This window comes from Citrobacter sp. Cu231, from assembly GCF_030332265.1.
Lineage (GTDB): Bacteria > Pseudomonadota > Gammaproteobacteria > Enterobacterales > Enterobacteriaceae > Citrobacter > Citrobacter meridianamericanus.
In genome coordinates, this window is sequence record NZ_JAOWIE010000039.1 from 57,138 (window position 1) to 81,160 (window position 24,023).

Genomic DNA, 24,023 nt, shown 5'->3' on the forward strand with positions numbered 1-24,023 from the left:
TCAAAAAATAGATGAATTGTGCGATAAAGCAGCGATAATGTGGTGAATAAGTAGCGTAATTAGTAGAAAACGCTACTTATCAGAGAAGAGAAGGTGTCAGAGGTTGCCGGTATAGTGCCAGCGGAGATAACGCAATAAGCGCAGTTGACGAGTGATGCGGCTTGGCTGCGACAGTAAGCGATACAGCCACTCCAGACCCAGATTCTGCCAAATTTTAGGTGCGCGCTTAACGTGACCGGTAAAGACGTCGTAGGTACCACCCACGCCCATATACAGCGCTTCTGGGTGAGTCTTGCGGCAATCACGCATAAAGATCTCTTGTTTCGGCGAGCCCATCGCCACCGTCACAATTTGCGCACCGCTGGTGTGGATACGCTCAAACAACGCCTGACGCTGCTCCGGGGTAAAATACCCGTCCTGGCTACCCACTATGTTCACGCGCCACTGCGCACGCAGTTTGGCTTCTGTTTGCGCCAGAACGTCAGGCTTACCGCCAATCAGGAATACCGGCGTTCCCTCCTGCCCGGCTCGCGCCATCAGCGCTTCCCACAGATCAGCCCCCGCCACGCGTGAAACCTGCGCCTGCGGGAATTTTTTGCGCACTGAACGCACCACGCTAATGCCATCCGCATATTTGAACTCAGCGGCGTTGATCAATTCCCGCACTTCAGGGTTATCTTCTGCCGTCAGCATTTTCTCGGCATTGATCGCCACCAGTGTCCCCTTCCTGAGATGTCCCTCGGCAAACAGGTAATTTAGCGCATGCTGCATATCGCGCCAGCCAATCAGTTGTAGCCCGCGCAGCGAATAGAGTGGCGCTGTTGTGTTATCTGTCATTACGATCCTTCAATCTGTGTCCGGGGCAGCGATTTTATTCGTTTATGGATGAGTCCCGCACTATCGAATAGCCAGAACAGCAATTTTGCTACCAGCAGACAAACGCCAAAAATCACGAGGAAAAAGACTACTCGTGAGACAAACGAATCCAGTCCTTCACGTGCCAAAACGATCATATTGAAAATGGCACCAAAACAGAAACTGTGCAGAATCGCCGCCTTATAGCGATTAGCTTCGCGATTGCCTAACTCATACAACCAGTCGAACCATTTAATAATTAACCCGACGACAATCGCGCCTAACGGAATAAACAGCGCCCCGCCCATCACCACCAGAGAACCAATTAGCGTCGGCGAAATCGCCAGTCCCGAGTGGTTATTCAACACTTCCCAGGTAAAGTAGTTCGCTGAGTTGAGAACAATACTCGGCCGCCCTGGCCACAGCCAGGAAGGGATAAAGACGTAGAAGTCACGAACAATCGGCGCCAGCCCCTGGAACTCAATATTGTGGTAATTTTGCAGCAACAGCGCCAGATTCTCCCACGGCGAGAAAGTGTCGCGCGTAAGATACAAGAACGTATAGAACGCCTCATCTCCGCTGACGTTCATTCCGTAGCGCTTCAGCGCAAGCCAGAACATTCCGACAATACCCAACACACCCGCAGCGGCCAGCATCCACAGCGAAATCCAGCCGCGAATAATGCCGATAAACAGGAAGATGGCAAACGCAATAATGATATTGGCGCGTGTCCCGCCCACAATCATATAGGTCAGCAAACCAAACGCGACGGTGCTTACCAGGAAGAACAACCACGCTTTGCTGTCCTGACGCAGGAAATAGACGACCAGCATGGCCGGAATGAAGAAGTAGAAGAAACGCTTCAGAGCGACCCCAGAGACTTCGCTGGAAAAAATCTGGCTGTAGGATTGCAGTCTGAACAGCAGGAATCCGTTGTTCATAAAGAAGACGCCTACGCTTACCAACGCAATCGCCATCAGGATAATCCAGGTCAAATGGGCTTCAACGCGGTTAATAGTAAACAGCGGCCTGCGCGGCTTACCCTCTACTCGCTTACGCAATCGCGTTTTATACGTCACATAGTAGACGGCATAGAAACAGGCGGCTGACAGCAAGGCCTGCAGCAAGATCTCCGGTGGAGCGACAGCCACATCAAAACGGAACACCAGGATGCTGGTCAACGGGAATCCAAAAAAGAACGTCAGCAAAAACAGCAGCGAAAAGAAAACGTTGAAGTTAAAACGCACGCGACGGAATTCGAACCAGGTCAGCGTGGCGATAAACAAGGTGGAAAGCAACCATACCACCAGCAGGCCGCTAAATTGCATCAGGCTCATACGATTTCTCCTGAAGCAATGCGCAGCGCGTTATGCCACGGCTGCAGATAATTAGGGCTAAAGAAGGTGATTGTATTTTTATCTACCGATGCCAACTGGCGCTGCGCTTCGCGTACGACGTCTTCATTGAGCTCATCAGTGGTAAATAACACCGGGAGATTCTGCTCCACCATATCCTGCCAGAAGGGATTTTCACGGTTCAGCACGCAAGGAATACCGGCCTGAATCAGCAAACACAGAGTACCGATCCCTTGCTGACGGGCAAAAATGAAGTACCCCAAATCACACTGACGCAATAATGCCAAATAGGCATCAAATTCCAGTTTTTCACTTAAAATTTGCAGATTATCAGCGCTAAATAATGCCAGCCCCGCCTGGCGAACCTCATCGATGTAGGCCGTATTATTAGCGGGGTAACCCATCGGCACAATCACGTTCACCGTGTCGCCGAACTGCTGATGAACAGCGCGTAGCGCGGCAACATGCTCATTGCTGCGATCGCCTGAGTTGCCAACCAACACCGTCATCTTGCCGCTACGCTGACATTCACTGCTCATATTATTGAGTCTGGGATCCATTCGCGTTGGGAAATAGAGCAACTCACCACGCACGCGCGGATGTTGTCCGGCGAAATAGCTCAAGTCACCACGCGTGGCAAATACGCAGCCCACACGGTTCTGCGCCATGCGACGAATCGGGTAAAACAGGCGGAATTTCAGTCCACTGGAGACTTCGTATAAATCTGCGCCCCAGATATGCCAGTTAAACTGCGTCGGTTTAATTCCCCCGCTCAGCAGCGCCAGCCACAGGCTGGTATTGAACTGACCGTGGAAGAAGAAGCGCTGTTGGCGATCCGCTTTTGCTTTCGCGATAACCGCTTCAGCCAACGCCTTTTTCCCGCTGTAGAAACTCAGCGATAACGCCGGGCAGCTCTCACTGAATCCCGCATCCGGACCTGCAACCATAAACGAGCGCGCGTGCTCGCTGGTTGCGGCCAGCGAGTCGTTGAAAAACCGCAGCACGGTTTGATTATGGTGAGGGATATCCGATCCCAAAACGTGAATCAGTACAGTCATGCCCGCCTACGCCAGAGTAAAAATACGCCACAACAAAGAGAAAAATAGACGATGTACGTTGCCATATACGCCTGTGCCGCGCCCAGCGCACCGTGAGCAGGGATCAACCAATGAGCAAACGCCGTCAATAATATGAACTGGCTAATTTCAGCCAAAATATAAAACCGCAGCGACGCTTTCGCGATCACCAGATACCCAAAGACATACGCCCCCACTTTCAGCACATCGCCGACCAGTTGCCAGGCAAACAGGTCGCGCATCGCGGTGAATTTAGCGGAGAAAAGCAGCCAGATAGCAAAGTCACGCAGTAGCCAAACGCTAAAGCTTGCGGCGGCAACCGCCGGCAACACAAACTTCAACGACTTGATCACTTCGCGTGTAATGTCGCGCTTTTCGGTCAAACGCGACAATGTCGGCAGCAAGTAAACGCTAAATGAGGCGGTGATAAATTGCAGGTAAGCATCGGAAATACTGCTTACCCCTTGCCAGATCCCCACATCATCCCAGCCGTACTGCGCCGCCAGCAGGTTTCGCATCATCACATATGCGACAGGCAGCGTTATGGAGGTAATCAGCGCCATCAGCGTAAACTTGCTTAGCTGCCCTGCCAGACCGTTATCCCACGAGGGCTTCAGGTAATGCAGAGGAATAGTGCCACGCTTAATCAGCATGATGGCTGCTGGGATAACCACCAGCGCAGGAACCAGCGCCAGCCCCAGCAAGGCCCCCTCATACCCACCCAGGCGATAACAGCCATAATAAGCCACCACGCCTACCAGGCTACCCACAATTAGCGACAGCGCGTTACCCGCCGCATCGCGGAAACCCTTCATCAGCGCCAGCAGTAGATTCGCCCATGCAATACCCATCTGCACCAGCGCAACCAGTCGTACCAGCCCCTGATAATGAGTATGGCCAAATAACCCCTGACTGATAGGCGCGGCCGCCAGCAAAAAAACCACCGCCATTAGGGTAGAGAATCCCAACACCATTGCGGAAGAGGTACCGACTACCCTCCGCAGTCGTGCCGGGTCATCATGGTGCTGCGCAACGTATTTCGTGACGCCGTTAAAAATGCCGGCCCCCGCTAACACGCCAAGCACGGTGACCATCTGACGGAAGTTGCCCGCCTGCCCCACGCCAGCCGGACCAAATGACACTGCCAGCAGCTTCACGACCAGCAAACCCGCACCGATTTTTACCAGCGTACTGGCCGCCGTCCACAAGGACGCTTTTGCAAGCGACATATCAGGCGAAATAGTTGAGTAAGGTCGAAATTACCGTTCGCTGGTTAACCGGTGACAGGTTATAGAACAGCGGTAAACGCAGCAGGCGCTCGCTCTCTTTGGTGGTGTAACGATCAACACCGGCAAACACGCCAAATTTATCGCCAGCCGGGCAATCATGCAGCGGGATATAGTGGAACACCGCCATAATTTCGGCTTCTTTCAGGAAGTTAATCAACGCGGTGCGATCATCGATATCGCGCAGCTTGATATAAAACATATGGGCATTTTGCACGCAGCTTTCCGGAACACAAGGCAGGTCAATCCGTCCGGCACGCGCCAGCGGTTCGAGGGCATCGTAATAATTCTGCCACAGCGCCAGACGCTGCTGGTTAATGCGGTCCGCCGCTTCCAGTTGCGCCCACAGATAGGCGGCCTGCAGATCGGACATCAGATAGCTGGAGCCGATATCACGCCAGGTATATTTGTCTACCTGACCGCGGAAAAACTGGCTGCGGTTGGTGCCTTTTTCACGGATGATCTCTGCGCGTTCGACTAATTTTTTATCATTAATCAGCGTCGCACCACCTTCACCGCCTGCGGTATAGTTTTTGGTTTCATGGAAGCTAAAGCAGCCAATGTGACCAATTGTCCCCAGCGCCCGACCTTTGTAGGTTGACATGACGCCCTGAGCGGCATCTTCCACCACAAACAGGTTGTACTTTGTCGCCAGCGCCATAATGGTATCCATTTCGCAGGCCACGCCCGCGTAATGTACTGGCACAATCGCGCGGGTTTTGTCGGTAATTGCCGCTTCAATCAGCGTTTCGTCCATGTTCATGGTATCCGGGCGGATATCAACAAAGACGATTTTTGCCCCGCGCAGCACGAAGGCATTGGCCGTGGAGACAAACGTGTAGCTTGGCATAATGACTTCATCACCAGGCTGGATATCCAGCAGTAATGCCGCCATCTCAAGCGATGCGGTACAGGAGGGTGTCAGCAGCACTTTCTCGCTGCCAAAATGCTGCTCCAACCATTGCTGACAGCGGCGGGTAAAGCCGCCATCACCACACAGTTTGCCGCTGTTCATCGCGGACTGCATGTAATCAAGTTCAGTTCCCACCACCGGCGGTGCGTTAAATGGAATCATCGTTTCACCTGTATAACCAATACGCGGTGCTTTCCACATTCGCACCACTGTGTATGTAACGTTTAAGCGCGGCGGTGTTGCCCATTTGGGTCGCCACGCGCAATGTTGTTTTACCGCGAGCCTGTGCCCAACAAAGCGCCGCCTGCATCAGTTCTGCGCCCACACCACGCCCGGCCAGCAGACCAATTCGGGCCTCGGTCGCATTCAGTTCACGCAGCGAGACATAGCCACGAATTTCACCTGTCGGTTTACGAAAAATGAGGCATTGATGATCGAACGTCCCAAGCACCGCGTTTTCGATCCACTGCGCGTAAAAACGCGCACTGGCATCTGCGGGATACCACGGAGTGCGAAAACGACTTTGCGCAAACGCCTTGCCTGCCAGTTGGCGTAATGCCGGGATATCCTCAGGTTGTGCGACCTGCGCACCGGGGTTGCCGCTGAAACAGGTCACCGGCAGTACAAAATCCACTTCACCTTCTACCAGTGAGAATCCCAACTGCTGTAAGCCATCTAATTCATGGCTATTTGCGGCAGGAATTTTTGCCTGTACCCGCGACCAGGACTGCAACGCATTCGCAGTCAGAACCGGCGCATGTTGGTCAAAACGTACAATGGCGCTATTGACGCCAAAGAACGTATTTTCCCAGCTAAGCGGCTCAATACTGGCGCGGACGAGCACGGAGCAGCTCCAACAAATATTGGCCATAGCCCGTTTTGGCCAGTGAACTGGCGGCACGCTTCACGCCTTCGTCATCCAGCCAACCGTTACGCCAGGCGATTTCTTCCAGACAGGCTATTTTAAAGCCCTGGCGTTTCTCTACCGTCTGCACAAAAGTACTCGCTTCGATCAAACTGTCATGCGTACCGGTATCCAGCCAGGCAAAACCACGCCCAAGCAACTCTACCGTCAGGTGTCCGTCATCAAGATACATCTGGTTAATGGACGTAATCTCCAGTTCTCCACGCTCAGACGGTTTTACGCGTTTTGCATATTCCACCACTTTACTGTCATAGAAATAGAGTCCTGTCACCGCCCAGTTAGACTTCGGTTCTTTCGGCTTCTCTTCCAGTGAGACTGCGCGAAAATTTTCGTCAAACTCAACAACACCAAAACGTTCAGGATCCATCACCTGATAGCCAAACACCGTCGCGCCTTGCGTTCGGGCAGCCACATGACGCAGTTTTGGACTAAATCCCTGACCAAAGAAGATATTGTCCCCTAACACCAGACACGATGGTTCACCGTTAAGAAACGTTTCACCGATAATAAACGCCTGCGCTAATCCATCCGGGCTCGGCTGCTCAGCATACTGCAATTCAATGCCGAACTCAGAGCCATCACCCAGTAAACGCTGGAAATACCCTTTATCTTCCGGGGTAGTGATAATCAGGATTTCGCGAATTCCCGCCAGCATCAGTACCGATAGCGGGTAGTAAATCATCGGCTTATCGTAAATGGGTAACAGTTGCTTCGATACGCCGCGCGTGATGGGATACAGGCGAGTACCTGAACCACCCGCCAGAATGATACCTTTCATGCGTTGTCTCCTCCGGGAGCCAAAACCAGGCTGTTAGCCCTTCAGACCTAAACGTTCGCCCTGGTAACTGCCGTCCTGCACGGGTTTCCACCATGCTTGATTATCCAGATACCACTGCACGGTTTTGCGCATTCCGCTTTCAAACGTTTCCTGCGGCATCCAACCTAGTTCACGCGCTATTTTTGAAGCATCAATGGCGTAACGCAAATCATGGCCTGGGCGATCGTCCACAAAAGCGATCAAATCGCGGTACTGCGCAATGCCCTGCGGTTTATGCGGCGCCAGCTCTTCCAACAGGCTGCAAACTGTTTCGACGACATCCAGGTTTTTACGCTCGTTATGACCACCAATATTATAGGTTTCTCCAACCACGCCCGCCGTCGCCACACACCAGAGCGCCCTGGCATGATCTTCTACATATAACCAGTCACGGATTTGTTGCCCATTGCCGTACACCGGCAACGGTTTCCCCGCCAGTCCGTTGAGGATCATTAGCGGAATCAGTTTTTCCGGGAAATGGTACGGACCATAGTTGTTGGAACAATTGGTAATCAGCGTTGGCAGACCGTAGGTACGCAGCCAGGCGCGGACCAGATGATCGCTGCTGGCTTTCGACGCAGAATAAGGGCTACTCGGCGCATACGGCGTGGTTTCTGTGAAGAAATCATCGGTAGAATGGAGATCACCATACACCTCATCCGTCGAGATATGGTGGAACCGAAATGCGGCTTTTTCCTCGCTGGTTAATGCACTCCAGTACGCGCGCGCCGCTTCTAACAGCGTGTAAGTTCCCACAATGTTAGTTTCGATAAATGCGGCCGGCCCATCAATGGAGCGGTCAACATGGCTTTCTGCAGCCAGATGCATCACACAGTCCGGCTGATATTGTTGAAACACTCTGTCGAGAGATGCCCGATCGCAGATATCCACTTTCTCAAAGGCAAAACGGGGATTCTGTGCAACCGGCTCCAGCGACATCAGGTTTCCGGCGTAGGTCAGCTTATCGACCACCACCACCGCATCCTTTGTCTCATGAATGATATGCCGTACAACTGCAGAGCCGATGAATCCCGCTCCACCGGTAACCAGAATTCGTTTCATTAGCGCCAGACCCCTTTGGTATCAACCACATACTGCTGTTGTACCGCATCGCCTTCAATGGCTTTAAATTCATTATGGTCGACCAGCATGACTAACACATCGGCACTTGCCAGCGCATCATCCAGTGCCGCCAGCTGGCAAAGACCATCCAGTTTTTTCGGCAGTTGACGGATATTCGGTTCCACCACCAGCGTTTCACCTTTGTGCCATTGCGCGATATGTTGCGCAATTCCCATCGCCGGGCTTTCACGCAAATCATCAATATTCGGTTTGAATGCCAGGCCAAAACAGGCAATTTTCACTTCGCTGGCGCGTTTATTGGTGTCCGCCAAACAGTCGGCCACGGCAGCCTTAACACGCTCGACCACCCAATGAGGCTTACCATCATTGACCTCACGCGCAGTGCGGATTAATTTCGCCTGTTGCGGGTTCTGCGCCACGATAAACCACGGATCGACCGCGATACAGTGCCCACCTACGCCCGGGCCAGGCTGCAAAATATTCACACGCGGATGACGATTTGCCAGGCGAATCAGTTCCCAGACGTTAATCCCCTGTTCGGCGCAAATCAGCGATAGTTCATTAGCGAAGGCGATATTGACGTCGCGGAAGCTATTTTCCGTGAGCTTGCACATTTCCGCTGTGCGCGCGTTGGTCACGACACATTCTCCTTCAAGGAAGATGTTGTACAGCTCACTGGCGCGTGCAGAACAGACTGGGGTCATGCCCCCAATCACTCGGTCGTTTTTAATCAGCTCAACCATCACCTGACCCGGCAGCACGCGTTCAGGGCAATAGGCAATATTGACGTCAGCCTGGTCACCAACCTGTTGCGGGAAAGTCAGATCGGGCCGCATTTCTGCAAGCCATGCAGCCATCTGTTCCGTTGCCCCGACGGGTGACGTCGATTCAAGGATCACCAGGGCGCCTTTTTTCAACACCGGTGCAAGAGACTTCGCCGCGGCTTCAACGTAGGCCATATCGGGATCATGCTCACCTTTGAATGGAGTCGGCACGGCGATCAGATAAGCGTCAGCTTCGACGGGCGTAGTGACCGCTCGCAGAAATCCGTTTTCAACCGCCGTTTTCACCACCGCCCCCAGATCGGGCTCAACGATGTGAATTTCCCCGCGGTTAATGGTGTCCACCGCATGCTGATTTACATCTACGCCAATCACATGTTTTTGACGGGAAGCAAAGGCAGCCGCCGTTGGCAGTCCGATATAACCCAGCCCAATGACAGAAATGGTCGTAAAACTCATAGCGATATCCGATTATTTTTTAACGCGTGTAAAATTCGGTCACATGCCTGCCCGTCACCATACGGATTATGGGCGCGGCTCATGGTTTGATATTCATCGTCGTTATGAAGCAAACGCGTGACTTCTTCAACAATACGCTGCGGGTCTGTCCCCACCAGACGTACCGTACCAGCGGTAATGGCCTCCGGACGCTCCGTCGTTTCGCGCATTACCAGCACAGGTTTCCCCAAAGACGGCGCTTCTTCCTGAATCCCGCCGGAGTCGGTAAGGATCAGCCAGGCGTGATTCATCAGCCAGACGAATGGCATATAGTCCTGCGGTTCAATCAGAATCACGTTTTCAACGTGACCTAAGATTCGATTAACCGGCTCGCTAACGTTAGGGTTGAGGTGTACCGGATAGACAATCTGTACATTCTGATTAGCCGCAGCAATTTCCGCCAGCGCGTGGCAAATGTTTTCAAAGCCGCGGCCAAAACTTTCCCGACGATGGCCGGTCACCAGGATCATCTTTTTATCAGAGCTCAGGAAAGGATAATGCTCTGCTAATTCAGCACGCAATTCATCGTTCGCCAGTACGCGGTCGCGAACCCAGATCAACGCATCAATCACCGTATTGCCCGTGACGAAAATACGATTTTCGGGAATAGCTTCCCGTAACAAATTTTGGCGCGAGTTTTCTGTTGGCGCAAAATGATACATAGCCAGACGCCCGGTCAGCGTACGGTTCGCCTCTTCCGGCCAGGGAGAGTAGAGATCACCAGTACGTAAACCAGCCTCTACATGCCCCACCGGGATGCGCTGATAGAACGCAGCCAGACTAGTGGCAATGGTCGTTGTGGTATCACCATGAACCAACACCACATCAGGTTTAAAATCAGCCAGAATTGGCTTTAATCCTTCCAGTATTCGGCAGGTAATTTCTGTTAATCCCTGGCCTGGCTGCATAATATTGAGATCGTAGTCAGGTACGATGGAAAAGAGGTTCAACACCTGATCGAGCATCTCCCGATGCTGCGCCGTGACGCAAACTTTCGCTTCAAAATCAGGATCTTTTGCCAGCGCATGAACCAGAGGTGCCATTTTGATAGCCTCCGGTCGCGTGCCAAATACAGTCAGTACTTTCACATCGATTCTCTTCGGATTGGCAGTGAGGGCCCAGCCCCTCACTGCAACGGTATTGCTAAATCGTGCGGCGGCGGGTTAACGCGACACCAGCACCGATCAGAGCCCCAACGATGCCCCACATAATCATCAGGAAAGCACGACGAGGGCTGTCACGTTTTACCGGTTCTTCCGGCGTACGCAAATAACGATAGGTCTGAAAACGCGGATCCAGAGTTGGCCCAACGTTCAGTGTGTTAAGCATGGCTCGGTTTTGGAAGTAGTCCAGATCGAAATCAGGACCAACAGATTGCAGGTTCTCGAGTCGCGCCTGCAGCATAGGTCGTCCAAGCAAAAACAGTTCAGAATCAGGTAATTCTTCAGCAGGAATATCCGTGGAAGTACGCGAAATATTATGCTGTTCAGCAATTTTGAGCGCCTGCTCAATGTTGTGAACACGGCGGGAGAAGATCGATTTCGCCACTTCCTCCTGACGTTTAACCTGCGCCTTCATCTGCACGGTGCGTGCAGCCCAGGCACCCTTCAACTCATCATTCAGATGACGCGCCGCGCGCTGGCTGGCAAACGCGACGTACTGACGCAGCAGATTGTTAGCATCAGGCGCCGTCTCGGCAATCAGCTTCACGCTGTCGTTGGTATTACGTACCGCATCACCAGGCATAAACTGAATGTTATTAATCAGTTCATCCAGCATCGCCGCATCGGCTTTGCTATTACCGACCATACGCTGCTTATAGTAATCAGTCTGCTGCCAGAATTCACGACGCGTATCCCAGGAAGCAAGCTGCATGATGAATTCTTTATAGGCTTCATCCATCACCGACGGTTGGTCCGCAGAAGCGAGACTGGCCTTAATATCCAGGTTACGCAAAAACTGCTGCTGAGAGTAATAACCGCCTAACATATTGACCGTTGGCCGGTCTGAAATCGCCGTGGCGCTCCACTCCTGACGCGCAAAAAACGTATAGGCGAGAGCGACAATCGCAAAGGCGAGAGCCATACCGACGATCCACACCTTCCCAGCCCACAAGGTACGAAACAACCCACGGATGTCCAGTTCATTTTCAGCGCTCACGGCGTGTTCCCCCGGTAATGGTTGTGTCATCGTACCCTCATTTTATTTGGTTAAGTCTGGTTTACTTTCACGATTTCTACGCAGCTTGCGCTTCAAACGTTTGATAAATCTCGCCACCTTCCACGCTCGTTTAATACAGATGTCGTACAAGACAAACGCCAGTAAAAAGAGCACCAACATCACCCATTCCGGGACAATACGAGAATATTCAGCCAGCACGCCAATGGATGCCAGAATCGCTGCAGCCAGGGTAATCAGGACAAAAGCCTGTCGGGAAGTAAACCCGGCACGCATGATTAAATGGTGAATATGTTGGCGATCCGGGGAGAAAGGACTCATACCCTTGCGTAAACGACGGTACATAATTGCCACCATATCCATTAACGGAATGGCAATAATCCACAGGGCCGTAACCGGACTAATAGGATGCGTTGGCCCCTGGGTCGTCTCCAGCAGAATCCAAATCACCGTGAAGCCAATCAACGTACTTCCCGCATCCCCCATAAAGACTTTATAGCGGCGTCCGAGAATACCCAGGTTCAGCAGGATGTAAGGCAGAATGGCGGCGATCATGGCAAAACACCAGATAGCAAGGCTTGTCTGGCCATCGAACCACAGAATAAGTCCCATAGCGGCGAATGACACGCTGGATAGCCCACCGAGCAGACCATCGATCCCATCCACCATATTGAAGGCGTTAATCGCCGCCCAGACGGCAAACAAAGTAAGGAAATAGCCAAAAGGACCGAGCACCATCTCCCAAGGGCCGAAAATATAGCCAAGGCTTAGCAGATAGAGTTTTCCCACCGACATCATAATGATGCCAATAAGGGCCTGGATGGTCGCGCGGATTTTTACACTGATATCAAAACGATCGTCCAGAGCACCGATAAACACCAGTACCCCAGCACAGGCCAGGTAGAGAGTAGCATGTGGGATGTAGTAATCGGCGATGAGGAAGGTAAAGCAAATGCCTGCGTAAACCGAAATCCCCCCAACCAGCGGAATCAGTCCCTGATGACGTTTGCGGAAGTTGGGTTTATCCACCAATCCAATCTTTTTCGCGACCTTGCGGGCAAAGAAAAGAAACAGCGTTGTGAATAAAAAAATACTGATGAGATCAGCACTTGCTGTCAGTAAATTCACTATACATGCTCTCAGAGAATATCAATATATGAAGTATAACCATCCGGGCGATTATTCAGAAGAGAAACCCGACTCCATATCAGGTGGTTCTGTATGATTATCAACCACAAAATACGAATTACAACCTTTCTTCGCCAGGCGTAGTCATACCGTATTGTTGTTATTGTGTCGTTAAGATTACATCCACAAAAGCAAAACGCCACGTAAAAACGTGGCGTTTTCAGATGATGCCTGAATCAGGAACGCTTCATCATATCGAAGAAGTCGTCATTGGTCTTGGTCATCGCCAGCTTGTTAATGAGGAATTCCATTGCGTCGATTTCACCCATCGGATGGATGATTTTGCGTAGGATCCACATTTTCTGCAGCTCTTCCTGAGTGGTGAGCAACTCTTCTTTACGGGTACCGGAACGGTTGTAGTCGATAGCCGGGAAGACGCGTTTTTCAGCAATCTTACGAGAGAGATGTAGTTCCATGTTGCCGGTACCTTTAAACTCTTCGTAGATAACTTCATCCATTTTAGAGCCGGTATCGATCAGCGCAGTCGCGATGATGGTCAGGCTACCGCCCTCTTCCACGTTACGCGCCGCACCGAAGAAACGCTTCGGACGATGCAGGGCGTTGGCATCAACACCACCGGTCAGCACTTTACCGGAAGCCGGAACCACGGTGTTGTACGCACGCGCCAGACGGGTGATGGAGTCGAGCAGAATGATAACGTCTTTCTTGTGCTCAACCAGGCGTTTCGCCTTCTCGATAACCATTTCCGCAACCTGAACGTGACGGGATGCTGGTTCGTCAAAGGTAGAAGCCACAACTTCACCTTTAACCAGACGCTGCATCTCGGTCACTTCTTCCGGACGTTCGTCAATCAGCAGCACCATCAGCACACAGTCCGGATGGTTGTAAGCAATGCTCTGCGCGATGTTCTGCAGCAGCATGGTTTTACCCGCTTTCGGCGGAGCAACAATCAGACCACGTTGGCCACGACCGATCGGCGATGCCAGATCCAGTACACGCGCCGTTAAGTCTTCAGTAGAACCGTTACCACGTTCCATACGCAGACGAGAGTTTGCGTGCAGCGGCGTTAAGTTCTCAAAGAGGATTTTGTTACGGGCGTTTTCTGGTTTGTCGTAGTTAACTTCGTTAACTTTCAACAGCGCAAAGTAGCGTTCACCTTCTTTCGGCGGGCGAATCTTACCAGAGATGGTATCACCAGTGCGGAGGTTGAAACGGCGGATTTGGCTGGGAGAAACGTAGATGTCATCAGGACCGGCGAGGTAGGAGCTGTCTGCAGAGCGGAGGAAACCAAATCCATCCTGCAATATCTCCAGCACACCGTCACCAAAGATATCTTCGCCACTCTTTGCGTGCTGCTTCAGGATGGCAAAAATAATGTCCTGCTTGCGCATACGAGCCAGGTTTTCAAGGCCCATATTTTCGCCGAGAGTGATCAGCTCAGAAACCGGCGTATTCTTTAATTCGGTAAGATTCATAATGGTGTGAGTTCTTAAACTTGGGGTAAATCTCGAACTTAATGTTGTGAATGGTATGGCAGGGTCATCCATGCCTGTTTACGGCCATCAAACTCATGTCTGTTCGCTGTCTGGTCACAGGAAAGTACGCAGAACTGAAACGACAAGACGGATTGAGCGATAAGCCAGGAATCTGTCCACTTCCTGCGCGAGAAACAACGGGAAGTATTGGATATAACTAGATTCAAACTTAATAAGGTATGTTTAATACGAAGTCAACACTAACTTAGCACGACTCAAGTCGGGCGTCCAGTCATCCGAATCATTTCGAAGTATGGTCGCCCGATCATGAGACTTCCTTACGCTAAATTAGCGTCGAGGAATTCTTTCAACTGACCTTTGGACAGTGCGCCGACTTTAGTCGCCGCAACTTCGCCGTTTTTGAACAGCAGCAGGGTCGGGATGCCACGGATACCATACTTCGGCGCGGTGCCTGGGTTTTGGTCAATGTTCAGTTTAGCAACCGTCAATTTGCCCTGATATTCGTCAGCGATTTCATCCAGAATTGGAGCGATCATTTTGCACGGACCGCACCACTCTGCCCAGAAATCAACGAGGATAGCTCCGTCCGCTTTGAGTACATCCGTGTCAAAACTGTCGTCAGTCAGGTGAATAATTTTATCGCTCATATTAACTCCACAGGAATAAGCCTGGTGCGTTGGTGTACCCTTAATCAACGACGTGTTGATGTAGCATTAACCAACTAAAGGTTGACTTTATTTCACCGGATACGCTTTCGTAAAGCAATAGTAAGCTGATATTCTACCACACTATGAGCAAAACACATTTAACAGAACAGAAGTTTTCCGACTTCGCCCTGCACCCAAAGGTGATCGAAGCCCTTGAAAACAAAGGGTTTCATAACTGCACGCCCATTCAGGCCCTCGCGCTGCCGCTAACGCTGGCAGGTCGTGATGTTGCAGGGCAGGCGCAAACCGGTACCGGAAAAACGATGGCGTTCCTGACGTCAACGTTTCATTATCTTCTCTCTCATCCCGCGATTGACGATCGCAAGGTGAACCAACCGCGTGCGTTAATTATGGCGCCAACGCGTGAGTTAGCCGTGCAGATCCACGCCGACGCCGAGCCGCTGGCACAGACCACCGGTCTGAAATTAGGCCTGGCTTATGGCGGCGACGGTTACGATAAACAGCTGAAAGTGCTGGAAAGCGGCGTCGATATTCTTATCGGCACGACCGGTCGTCTTATCGACTATGCAAAACAGAACCACATTAACCTGGGCGCGATTCAGGTCGTGGTGCTGGATGAAGCAGATCGTATGTACGATCTGGGCTTTATTAAAGATATCCGTTGGCTGTTCCGTCGTATGCCGCCAACCACCCAACGTCTGAACATGCTGTTTTCTGCAACCCTCTCTTACCGCGTTCGCGAACTGGCGTTTGAACAGATGAATAACGCCGAGTACGTTGAAGTCGAACCGGAACAGAAGACAGGTCATCGTATTAAAGAAGAACTCTTCTATCCTTCCAACGAAGAAAAAATGCGTTTGCTGCAAACGCTGATTGAAGAAGAGTGGCCAGATCGCGCTATCGTCTTTGCTAACACTAAGCATCGTTGTGAAGATATCTGGGGTAGTCTTGCCGCCGATGGTCATCGCGTTGGTCTACTGACCGGTGACGTAGCGCAGAAAAAACGTCTGCGTATCCTTGATGAGTTCACTCGTGGCGATCTGGATATTCTCGTTGCGACTGATGTCGCCGCGCGCGGTCTGCATATCCCAGCCGTAACGCATGTATTCAACTATGACCTGCCGGATGACTGTGAAGATTACGTTCACCGTATCGGTCGTACCGGCCGTGCTGGCGCGAGCGGTCACTCGATCAGCCTGGCCTGTGAAGAATACGCGCTGAATTTACCCGCTATCGAGACCTATATTGGCCACTCGATTCCGGTTAGTAAGTACAACCCGGATGCGCTGATGACCGATCTGCCGAAGCCGTTACGTTTAACGCGCCCACGCACCGGCAATGGCCCACGTCGTACCGGTGGTGCTCCGCGTAATCGTCGTCGTTCAGGTTAACGTAAGATATGCTCACAACCACTTCGCTGTACGCCGCAATCGATTTAGGCTCGAATAGTTTTCATATGCTGGTTGTGCGCGAGGTGGCGGGAAGCATCCAGACGCTCACGCGTATTAAACGCAAGGTGCGTCTGGCCGCTGGACTCAACAGCGACAACGTTCTCTCCGCTGAAGCCATGGAACGCGGCTGGCAATGCCTGCGCCTGTTTGCTGAACGCCTGCAGGATATCCCGCAACCGCAAATCCGTGTGGTCGCCACGGCAACATTGCGCATCGCGGTAAACGCCGATGTCTTTATCGCTAAAGCGCAAGAGATCCTCAGCTGCCCAGTCCAGGTCATCAGTGGTGAAGAAGAAGCGCGTCTGATTTATCAGGGTGTTGCTCACACCACTGGCGGTGCCGATCAGCGTCTGGTCGTTGATATTGGCGGCGCCAGTACCGAACTGGTTACCGGCTCAGGTGCCCAAACAACCTCCCTGTTCAGCCTGTCAATGGGCTGTGTCACCTGGCTTGAACGGTACTTCACCGATCGTAATCTGGCACAGGAAAACTTTGACGAAGCCGAGAAAGCGGCTCGTGAAGTTTTGCGCCCCGTCGCCGACAAACTGCGTTTTCATGGCTGGAAAGTTTGCGTCGGTGCCTCCGGTACCGTCCAGGCGTTGCAGGAAATCATGATGGCGCAGGGTATGGATGAGCGCATTACGCTGGCCAAACTTCAACAGCTTAAGCAACGTGCTATTCACTGCGGTCGCCTGGAAGAGCTGGAAATCGAAGGGTTAACTCTGGAACGCGCGCTGGTTTTCCCCAGCGGATTGGCCATTCTGCTCGCCATTTTCACTGAGTTGAATATTCAATGCATGACCCTGGCCGGCGGCGCACTGCGTGAAGGTCTGGTTTACGGTATGCTACACCTGCCTGTCGATCAGGATATTCGCAGCCGTACGCTGCGTAATATTCAGCGTCGCTTTATGGTCGACACCGATCAGGCGAACCGCGTCGCACAGTTGGCTGTACATTTATTCGATCAGGTGAAAGATGAGTGGCATCTTGAGGCCATTAGCCGCGAGCTGCTGCAAAGTGCCTGTCAGTTGCATGAAATAGGGCTGAGCGTGGAATATAAGCAGGCTCCGCTGCATTCCGCCTGGCTGGTGCGTAATCTCGATCTTCCGGGCTTTACTCCCGCACAGAAAAAACTGTTAGCCACGCTGTTACTCAACCAGAGCAATCCTGTCGATCTCTCTTCGCTGCACCAGCAAAACGCTGTGCCACCGCGCATTGCGGAGCACCTTTGCCGTTTACTACGTCTGGCGATCATCTTCGCCGCACGCCGTCGCGACGATTTAGTGCCACACATCATCCTGCAAGCTCAGGATGAAAATCTGACGCTAACGTTGCCGGAAGGCTGGCTGGAACATCATCCATTAGGTAAAGAGTTAATCGATCAGGAAATCCAGTGGCAAAGCTATGTCCACTGGCCTCTGGACGTTCATTAACGCGGAATAGGCTACTTCAGCCCACTGGCTAAAACCCATCCTTCAGTCACCTTATGCGTCACCGGATGGGTATAGCGAACAAAGGAAAAGCCCGCGTACGCAGACCGATTTACCATCTGAACTTTGTCGTCAGCAATGATGAATGAATTATCTTCGCGAAGGCAGGCTTTATCCGGCGCATCATAGAAATAGAGGCGCGGTTGAGTCTGAGCGACTTTACGCTCAACAAACTCTTCCGGCGCAGGATTCTTTAACCCCGATTTATCCCTGGCATCGTTGCATACCAGATCGACCGCCTCCAGATGATTGGCTTCTATCCAACCAACGTAATCACCGTATCCTGCCAACAAATAACCATGTGAATCGTTACCCCGCACAGACTCATAAAACTTTTGCGTTTCTTCATCCCGGGCAATGCTGAACCCCGTTCTGGATACGATATCACCGGGTACGATAAAAATTGATTCACTGCGGCACTGCGCTACCGGAGCGGCATAGAACCAGGCCCGAGACTTACCCGTCAACGCATAACGCGGGAAATCAATGGTGGCATCCAGTTTCAGTTTCTGATTTAAATCCTGACATTCCCGCATACGGGTTAAACATTGTTGAAAGTGTTTGCCTTTTTGCGGGTCAAATTGCAGTTGTTCATCATTAATGTCCGTCAGGATATTTTTAGCCGGATGATAAGTCACCCAGCCAAGATGCCCGGCTCCGGGGGTATCCGGGGTGCTTTTTTTCCGCCGATCAAACAATTGGAGCATAACGTTACTCTCATCATCTTCTTCGGCTTCAATACGTAAATCTTTCGCACCAACATGCTCTGCAATCATTAATGGCTGATTACTGCTGGCAACCATATTCACCATCGACACAGAACAATAGTCAAAAAACTCAAATCTATCTGTTGCAGACGCCGTTGCGGTATAGAACATCCCTGACAAAATGACCAATACAAACTTCAACATCTCATCAACCTCCCTGTTGTGCTGGCTGCCGGATGACGCTTATACGCCCTGGAAAATATCTACTTCTCTTTTGCTTTCGCCATCATCGCCCGAATATTGGCGATGCTGGCCTGTCCCTTTTGCATCCGCTCCTCGGCGCTTACCACTTTACGCTCCTGTTCCCAGATAACGTCATCTTGTGGCAGTTCCAACAAGAATCGGCTCGGTTCTGGTCTCACCAGCTCACCGTACTGGCGGCGCTCTTTGCACAGCGTGAAGATAAGTTCTTTCTGCGCACGCGTAATTCCGACGTAAGCCAGACGACGCTCTTCATCGATGTTGTCTTCATCAATGCTGCTCTGGTGCGGCAAAAATCCTTCTTCCATTCCCACCATAAACACGTAAGGGAACTCCAGCCCCTTTGAGGCATGCAGCGTCATCAACTGCACCTGATCCAGCTCTTCTTCGCTCTCTCCGCGCTCCATCATGTCGCGCAGGGTAAAGCGGGTAACGACCTGAGTCAGGGTCATGGGTTCTTCCAGCTCACTGCCTTCCAGCATCTCCGTCATCCAACTGAACAGGGTGTTGACGTTTTTCATACGCATCTCTGCCGCTTTCGGGCTCGGCGAGGTTTCATACAGCCAGGATTCATAATCAATGCCGTGGATCAAATCGCGCACGGCGGCAACCGGCTCGCGCTCCGCCAGGCGTTGGATTTCACCCAGCCAGTGCGTAAAACGGGTCAGAGAATCATACCCACGTCCGGTCAGTGTCTGGCTAAGCCCCATATCAAAGCTGGCGGTAAACAGGCTTTTGTTGCGGGTCATCGCCCATTCACCGAGCTTTTGCAGCGTGGCAGGACCGATTTCACGTTTTGGCGTGTTTACGATGCGTAAAAATGCGCTGTCGTCATCCGGATTGCTCAGCACACGCAGGTAGGCCAGCAGATCTTTAATCTCCGGACGCGAGAAGAACGACGTTCCACCAGAAATTTTGTACGGGATGCGGTTCTGCATCAAAAATTTTTCAAATACCCGCGACTGATGATTACCGCGATACAGGATGGCGTAGTCTTTATATTGCGTCTTGTTCACAAAGTGATGGGCAATTAATTCCCCGGTGACGCGTTCCGCTTCATGCTCTTCATTATTCGCACTCAGCACCTTCAGCTCAGCCCCATAGCCCAGCTCGGAGAAAAGCCGCTTTTCAAAGACGTGCGGGTTGTTAGCAATGAGAATGTTCGCCGCCTTCAGGATACGCCCGGAGGAACGGTAGTTTTGCTCCAGCTTCACCACCTGTAGCGCCGGAAAATCTTTGCTTAGCAGTACCAGGTTCTGCGGACGCGCGCCGCGCCAGGAGTAAATAGACTGATCGTCATCACCCACCACGGTAAAGCGCGCACGTTGCCCCACCAGCAGCTTCACCAGCTCGTACTGGCTGGTGTTGGTATCCTGGTATTCATCCACCAGCAGGTAGCGGATTTTGTTCTGCCAGCGCTCGCGCACCTCTTCATTACGCTGAAGCAGCAGCGTCGGCAGTAGGATCAGATCGTCAAAGTCCAGCACGTTGCACGCCTTCATATGCGCGTCGTACAGGCCATAGCAGTGAGCAAAAATGCGATCGCGCTCGCCTTTCGCACTGGCCGCCGCCTGTGCCGGGGTCATCAGATCGTTTTTCCAGTTGGAGATCGTCGAGATCAGCTGTTGAAGAATAAGTTTATCGTCTTCAATTAACCCTTCGGTCAGTTCCTTAAGCAGGGCCACCTGATCGGTATCGTCAAATAACGAGAAGTTCGACTTCATCCCCAGCGCCGCATATTCGCGCTTTATGACGTCCAGTCCCAGCGTGTGGAATGTGGAGATCATCAGCCCACGCGCCTCTTTACGACCCAGCGTTTGCGCCACGCGCTCTTTCATCTCGCGCGCAGCCTTATTGGTAAAGGTCACGGCCGCAATATGGCGTGCCTGATAACCACATTCACGGATCAGATGTGCGATTTTGTTAGTGATAACACGCGTCTTGCCGGAACCCGCCCCCGCCAGCACCAGGCAAGGTCCGGTGACGAATTCGACGGCTTGTTGTTGTCCGGGGTTCAAACGCATAAAGGGTCACTCATGAAAGTCGGGAGGGGAGAATAACAGCGTGGTAGTATAGCCAGCCTTAACCACCCCACTCAAGGCACGATCATGGCAAAAACAGCAGCAGCAGTGCATATCCTTGTTAAAGAAGAGAAACTGGCACTGGATCTTCTGGAACAGATTAAAAACGGCGCCGACTTCGGCAAACTGGCGAAGAAACACTCTATCTGCCCATCAGGCAAACGCGGCGGTGATTTAGGCGAGTTCCGCCAGGGCCAGATGGTTCCGGCGTTCGATAAAGTCGTCTTCTCTTGCCCTGTACTGGAGCCGACCGGCCCGCTGCATACCCAGTTCGGTTATCACATCATTAAAGTGCTGTACCGTAACTAATAAAAAGCCCGGAGTATCAACCTCCGGGCTTTTTTTGCCTGATGGCGTTATGCTTATCCAGCTACGGCAATGCGCTTCATATCGGTCATGTAGCCACGCAGTTTCTGGCCTACTTTCTCGATTTCATGGCTACGGATCGCGTCATTCACGTCGCGCAGCTGCGCGTTGTCTACCGCGCCTTCGGCAATCGCTTTGCCCAGGTCGCCTGTCTGCAGAGTCGTCATGAACTCTTTCAGCAGCGGTACGCAAGCGTAAGAGAACAGATAGTTACCATATTCTGCTGTATCGGAGATAACCACGTTCATCTCGTACAGACGCTTACGAGCGATGGTATTCGCGATCAGCGGCAGCTCGTGCAGCGATTCGTAGTAAGCGGATTCTTCGATAATGCCGGAATCGACCATGGTTTCGAACGCCAACTCAACGCCTGCTTTCACCATCGCGATCATCAGTACACCTTTATCGAAGTACTCCTGCTCACCGATTTTACCTTCAAACTGTGGGGCGGTTTCGAACGCGGTTTTGCCGGTCTCTTCACGCCAGGTCAGCAGTTTCTTATCATCGTTGGCCCAGTCAGCCATCATGCCGGAAGAGAATTCACCGGAGATAATGTCGTCCATGTGCTTCTGGAACAGCGGCGCCATGATCTCTTTCAGCTGCTCAGAGAGCGCGTAAGCACGCAGTTTCGCTGGGTTGGACAGACGGTCCATCATCAGGGTGATCCCACCCTGCTTCAGCGCTTCGGTGATGGTTTCCCAGCCGAACTGAATCAGTTTTTCCGCGTAAGCCGGGTCGGTCCCTTCTTCCACCAGCTTGTCGAAGCACAGCAGAGAACTGGCCTGCAACATGCCGCACAGAATGGTCTGCTCACCCATCAGGTCAGATTTCACTTCCGCCACGAAGGAGGATTCCAGCACGCCCGCACGGTGACCGCCGGTGGCTGCTGCCCACGCTTTGGCGATAGCCATGCCTTCGCCTTTCGGATCGTTTTCCGGGTGAACGGCGATCAGGGTCGGAACGCCGAAACCACGTTTGTATTCTTCACGGACTTCGGTGCCCGGACACTTCGGCGCCACCATCACTACGGTGATGTCTTTACGGATCTGCTCGCCCACTTCCACGATGTTGAAACCGTGGGAGTAACCCAGCGCCGCACCGTCTTTCATCAGCGGTTGTACGGAACGTACCACGTCAGAGTGCTGCTTGTCCGGGGTCAGGTTAACCACCAGGTCAGCCTGCGGGATCAGCTCTTCATAGGTCCCGACTTTGAAGCCGTTTTCGGTCGCTTTGCGCCAGGAAGCACGCTTCTCAGCAATCGCTTCTTTACGCAGGGCATAAGAGATATCCAGACCGGAGTCACGCATGTTCAGTCCCTGGTTCAGACCTTGTGCGCCACAGCCGACGATGACCACTTTTTTACCCTGAAGGTAGCTTGCGCCATCGGCGAATTCGTCGCGGCCCATAAAGCGACATTTGCCCAGCTGTGCCAACTGCTGGCGCAGGTTCAGTGTATTAAAGTAGTTAGCCATGGTGGTGTACTCCGTGATGTTGTGTTGTGGTGCTTATTATTCGGTTCGCGTTTCAGCGGGATTAGACTCACATTACAACAGGAAATTTATTGCGGAAATTGATATATTCACAACGTCACATTGCAATATCTGCAACGTCAAAATAAAGAGGCTCGCCGGTGGATTTACGCGATCTGAAAATGTTCTTGCATCTGGCAGAAAGTCGCCATTTTGGCCGCAGCGCGCGGGCGATGCACGTCAGCCCTTCCACGCTTTCGCGCCAGATCCAGCGCCTGGAAGAAGACCTCGGCCAGCCGCTGTTTGTGCGCGATAACCGTACGGTCACCCTGACCGAAGCAGGTGAAGAGCTGCGCGTATTCGCCCAGCAGACACTGCTGCAATACCAGCAGCTGCGCCACACCCTCGATCAACAGGGACCGTCGTTGTCTGGCGAGTTACATATCTTCTGCTCTGTCACCGCCGCGTACAGCCACCTGCCGCCGATCCTCGACCGCTTCCGCGCCGAGCATCCTTCGGTGGAAATCAAGCTCACCACTGGCGACGCCGCCGATGCGATGGACAAAGTGGTCACCGGCGAGGCCGATCTGGCGATTGCCGGTAAGCCCGAGATGCTGCCCGGCGCGGTGGCGTTTTCGATGCTGGAGAATCTGACGGTCGTATTGATCGCCCCGGCACTGCCCTGCCCGGTGCGTAATCAGGTTTCTGTCGAGAAACCCGACTGTTCGACGGTGCCGTTTATCATGGCCGACCAGGGGCCGGTACGCCGCCGCATTGAGCTGTGGTTCCGCCGCCACAAAATCAGCAACCCATCGATTTACGCCACGGTGGGTGGTCACGAAGCGATGGTCTCGATGGTGGCACTCGGCTGCGGCGTGGCGCTATTACCGGAAGTTGTGCTGGAAAACAGCCCGGAGCCGGTGCGTAATCGCGTGATGATTTTAGAGCGCAGCGACGAGAAAACACCGTTCGAGCTGGGGGTCTGCGCGCCGAAAAAGCGGCTGCATGAGCCGCTAATTGATGCGTTCTGGAAAATTGTTCTGGAGCGTAAATCCACCGAGTAGCGCCAGCATCAGGCCTAAAATCAGTGGTAGATTCAGTATTGGCACTCCTTTTC

At 52.4% G+C, this 24,023-nt stretch carries 22 protein-coding genes; 4 read left to right on the forward strand and 18 right to left on the reverse strand.

The window, feature by feature from the left end; genetic code table 11:
• Nucleotides 1-96: 96 nt before the first annotated feature.
• From wecG to trxA, 15 genes are all read right to left on the reverse strand, one after another.
• Nucleotides 97-837, reverse strand: a complete 741-nt coding sequence (gene wecG / locus OGY15_RS14240) for a lipopolysaccharide N-acetylmannosaminouronosyltransferase (protein WP_286539708.1) — start codon at nt 835-837, stop codon at nt 97-99.
• A complete protein-coding gene (wzyE, locus tag OGY15_RS14245; protein ID WP_187254149.1) occupies nt 837-2,192 on the reverse strand; it encodes an ECA oligosaccharide polymerase in 1,356 nt (451 codons plus the stop codon). The genes wecG and wzyE overlap by 1 nt, the downstream gene beginning before the upstream one ends.
• Nucleotides 2,189-3,268 (reverse strand): TDP-N-acetylfucosamine:lipid II N-acetylfucosaminyltransferase, encoded by a 1,080-nt coding sequence (locus tag OGY15_RS14250; RefSeq protein WP_151217257.1) that lies wholly within the window; start codon nt 3,266-3,268, stop codon nt 2,189-2,191. The genes wzyE and OGY15_RS14250 overlap by 4 nt, the downstream gene beginning before the upstream one ends.
• A complete protein-coding gene (gene wzxE / locus OGY15_RS14255) occupies nt 3,265-4,515 on the reverse strand; it encodes a lipid III flippase WzxE (protein WP_286539713.1) in 1,251 nt (416 codons plus the stop codon). The genes OGY15_RS14250 and wzxE overlap by 4 nt, the downstream gene beginning before the upstream one ends.
• A gap of 1 nt (nt 4,516) precedes the next feature.
• Nucleotides 4,517-5,647: a dTDP-4-amino-4,6-dideoxygalactose transaminase gene (gene rffA / locus OGY15_RS14260; protein WP_151217259.1), complete on the reverse strand. Its 1,131-nt coding sequence runs from the start codon at nt 5,645-5,647 to the stop codon at nt 4,517-4,519.
• 4 nt (nt 5,648-5,651) lie between these two features.
• A complete protein-coding gene (gene rffC, locus OGY15_RS14265) occupies nt 5,652-6,329 on the reverse strand; it encodes a dTDP-4-amino-4,6-dideoxy-D-galactose acyltransferase (protein ID WP_151217260.1) in 678 nt (225 codons plus the stop codon).
• Nucleotides 6,307-7,188 (reverse strand): glucose-1-phosphate thymidylyltransferase RfbA, encoded by an 882-nt coding sequence (gene rfbA / locus OGY15_RS14270; protein ID WP_151217262.1) that lies wholly within the window; start codon nt 7,186-7,188, stop codon nt 6,307-6,309. Before rfbA ends, rffC begins: the two co-directional genes overlap by 23 nt.
• 33 nt (nt 7,189-7,221) lie before the next feature.
• Nucleotides 7,222-8,289: a dTDP-glucose 4,6-dehydratase gene (gene rffG, locus OGY15_RS14275; protein WP_151225753.1), complete on the reverse strand. Its 1,068-nt coding sequence runs from the start codon at nt 8,287-8,289 to the stop codon at nt 7,222-7,224.
• Nucleotides 8,289-9,551 (reverse strand): UDP-N-acetyl-D-mannosamine dehydrogenase, encoded by a 1,263-nt coding sequence (gene wecC / locus OGY15_RS14280; RefSeq protein ID WP_151217265.1) that lies wholly within the window; start codon nt 9,549-9,551, stop codon nt 8,289-8,291. Before wecC ends, rffG begins: the two co-directional genes overlap by 1 nt.
• Nucleotides 9,548-10,678 carry a non-hydrolyzing UDP-N-acetylglucosamine 2-epimerase gene (wecB, locus tag OGY15_RS14285; protein ID WP_151217267.1) on the reverse strand — a complete coding sequence of 377 codons (1,131 nt, stop codon included), beginning with the start codon at nt 10,676-10,678 and terminating at the stop codon, nt 9,548-9,550. Before wecB ends, wecC begins: the two co-directional genes overlap by 4 nt.
• Before the next feature lie 55 nt (nt 10,679-10,733).
• Nucleotides 10,734-11,780 carry an ECA polysaccharide chain length modulation protein gene (wzzE, locus tag OGY15_RS14290; RefSeq protein WP_151225752.1) on the reverse strand — a complete coding sequence of 349 codons (1,047 nt, stop codon included), beginning with the start codon at nt 11,778-11,780 and terminating at the stop codon, nt 10,734-10,736.
• A gap of 12 nt (nt 11,781-11,792) precedes the next feature.
• Nucleotides 11,793-12,896: a UDP-N-acetylglucosamine--undecaprenyl-phosphate N-acetylglucosaminephosphotransferase gene (gene wecA, locus OGY15_RS14295; RefSeq protein WP_286539720.1), complete on the reverse strand. Its 1,104-nt coding sequence runs from the start codon at nt 12,894-12,896 to the stop codon at nt 11,793-11,795.
• 236 nt (nt 12,897-13,132) lie between these two features.
• Nucleotides 13,133-14,392, reverse strand: a complete 1,260-nt coding sequence (rho, locus tag OGY15_RS14300; RefSeq protein ID WP_002437993.1) for a transcription termination factor Rho — start codon at nt 14,390-14,392, stop codon at nt 13,133-13,135.
• A 64-nt stretch (nt 14,393-14,456) separates the two neighbouring features.
• Nucleotides 14,457-14,600 carry a hypothetical protein gene (locus tag OGY15_RS14305; protein ID WP_252839018.1) on the reverse strand — a complete coding sequence of 48 codons (144 nt, stop codon included), beginning with the start codon at nt 14,598-14,600 and terminating at the stop codon, nt 14,457-14,459.
• A gap of 130 nt (nt 14,601-14,730) precedes the next feature.
• A complete protein-coding gene (trxA, locus tag OGY15_RS14310) occupies nt 14,731-15,060 on the reverse strand; it encodes a thioredoxin TrxA (RefSeq protein ID WP_001280776.1) in 330 nt (109 codons plus the stop codon).
• 143 nt (nt 15,061-15,203) lie between these two features.
• On the opposite strand from trxA, the gene rhlB reads away from it, so the two are divergent.
• Nucleotides 15,204-16,472 carry an ATP-dependent RNA helicase RhlB gene (gene rhlB / locus OGY15_RS14315; protein WP_187254145.1) on the forward strand — a complete coding sequence of 423 codons (1,269 nt, stop codon included), beginning with the start codon at nt 15,204-15,206 and terminating at the stop codon, nt 16,470-16,472.
• 8 nt (nt 16,473-16,480) lie between these two features.
• Nucleotides 16,481-17,965 (forward strand): guanosine-5'-triphosphate,3'-diphosphate diphosphatase, encoded by a 1,485-nt coding sequence (gene gppA / locus OGY15_RS14320; protein WP_286539724.1) that lies wholly within the window; start codon nt 16,481-16,483, stop codon nt 17,963-17,965.
• Between the two features lie 11 nt (nt 17,966-17,976).
• Here the strand turns inward: gppA and OGY15_RS14325 are convergent, their stop codons facing one another.
• Complete coding sequence (locus OGY15_RS14325; RefSeq protein WP_286539727.1) at nt 17,977-18,933, reverse strand: hypothetical protein; 957 nt, start codon at nt 18,931-18,933, stop codon at nt 17,977-17,979.
• A gap of 59 nt (nt 18,934-18,992) precedes the next feature.
• Complete coding sequence (rep, locus tag OGY15_RS14330; protein WP_187254142.1) at nt 18,993-21,014, reverse strand: DNA helicase Rep; 2,022 nt, start codon at nt 21,012-21,014, stop codon at nt 18,993-18,995.
• 84 nt (nt 21,015-21,098) lie between these two features.
• On the opposite strand from rep, the gene ppiC reads away from it, so the two are divergent.
• Nucleotides 21,099-21,380: a peptidylprolyl isomerase PpiC gene (gene ppiC / locus OGY15_RS14335; RefSeq protein ID WP_003017999.1), complete on the forward strand. Its 282-nt coding sequence runs from the start codon at nt 21,099-21,101 to the stop codon at nt 21,378-21,380.
• Between the two features lie 53 nt (nt 21,381-21,433).
• Here the strand turns inward: ppiC and ilvC are convergent, their stop codons facing one another.
• On the reverse strand, nt 21,434-22,909 hold the full coding sequence (gene ilvC, locus OGY15_RS14340; protein ID WP_286539730.1) for a ketol-acid reductoisomerase: 1,476 nt from the start codon (nt 22,907-22,909) through the stop codon (nt 21,434-21,436).
• A 158-nt stretch (nt 22,910-23,067) separates the two neighbouring features.
• Between ilvC and ilvY the strand changes: the two genes are divergently transcribed.
• On the forward strand, nt 23,068-23,970 hold the full coding sequence (gene ilvY / locus OGY15_RS14345) for an HTH-type transcriptional activator IlvY (RefSeq protein WP_286539734.1): 903 nt from the start codon (nt 23,068-23,070) through the stop codon (nt 23,968-23,970).
• Nucleotides 23,971-24,023 lie beyond the last annotated feature (53 nt).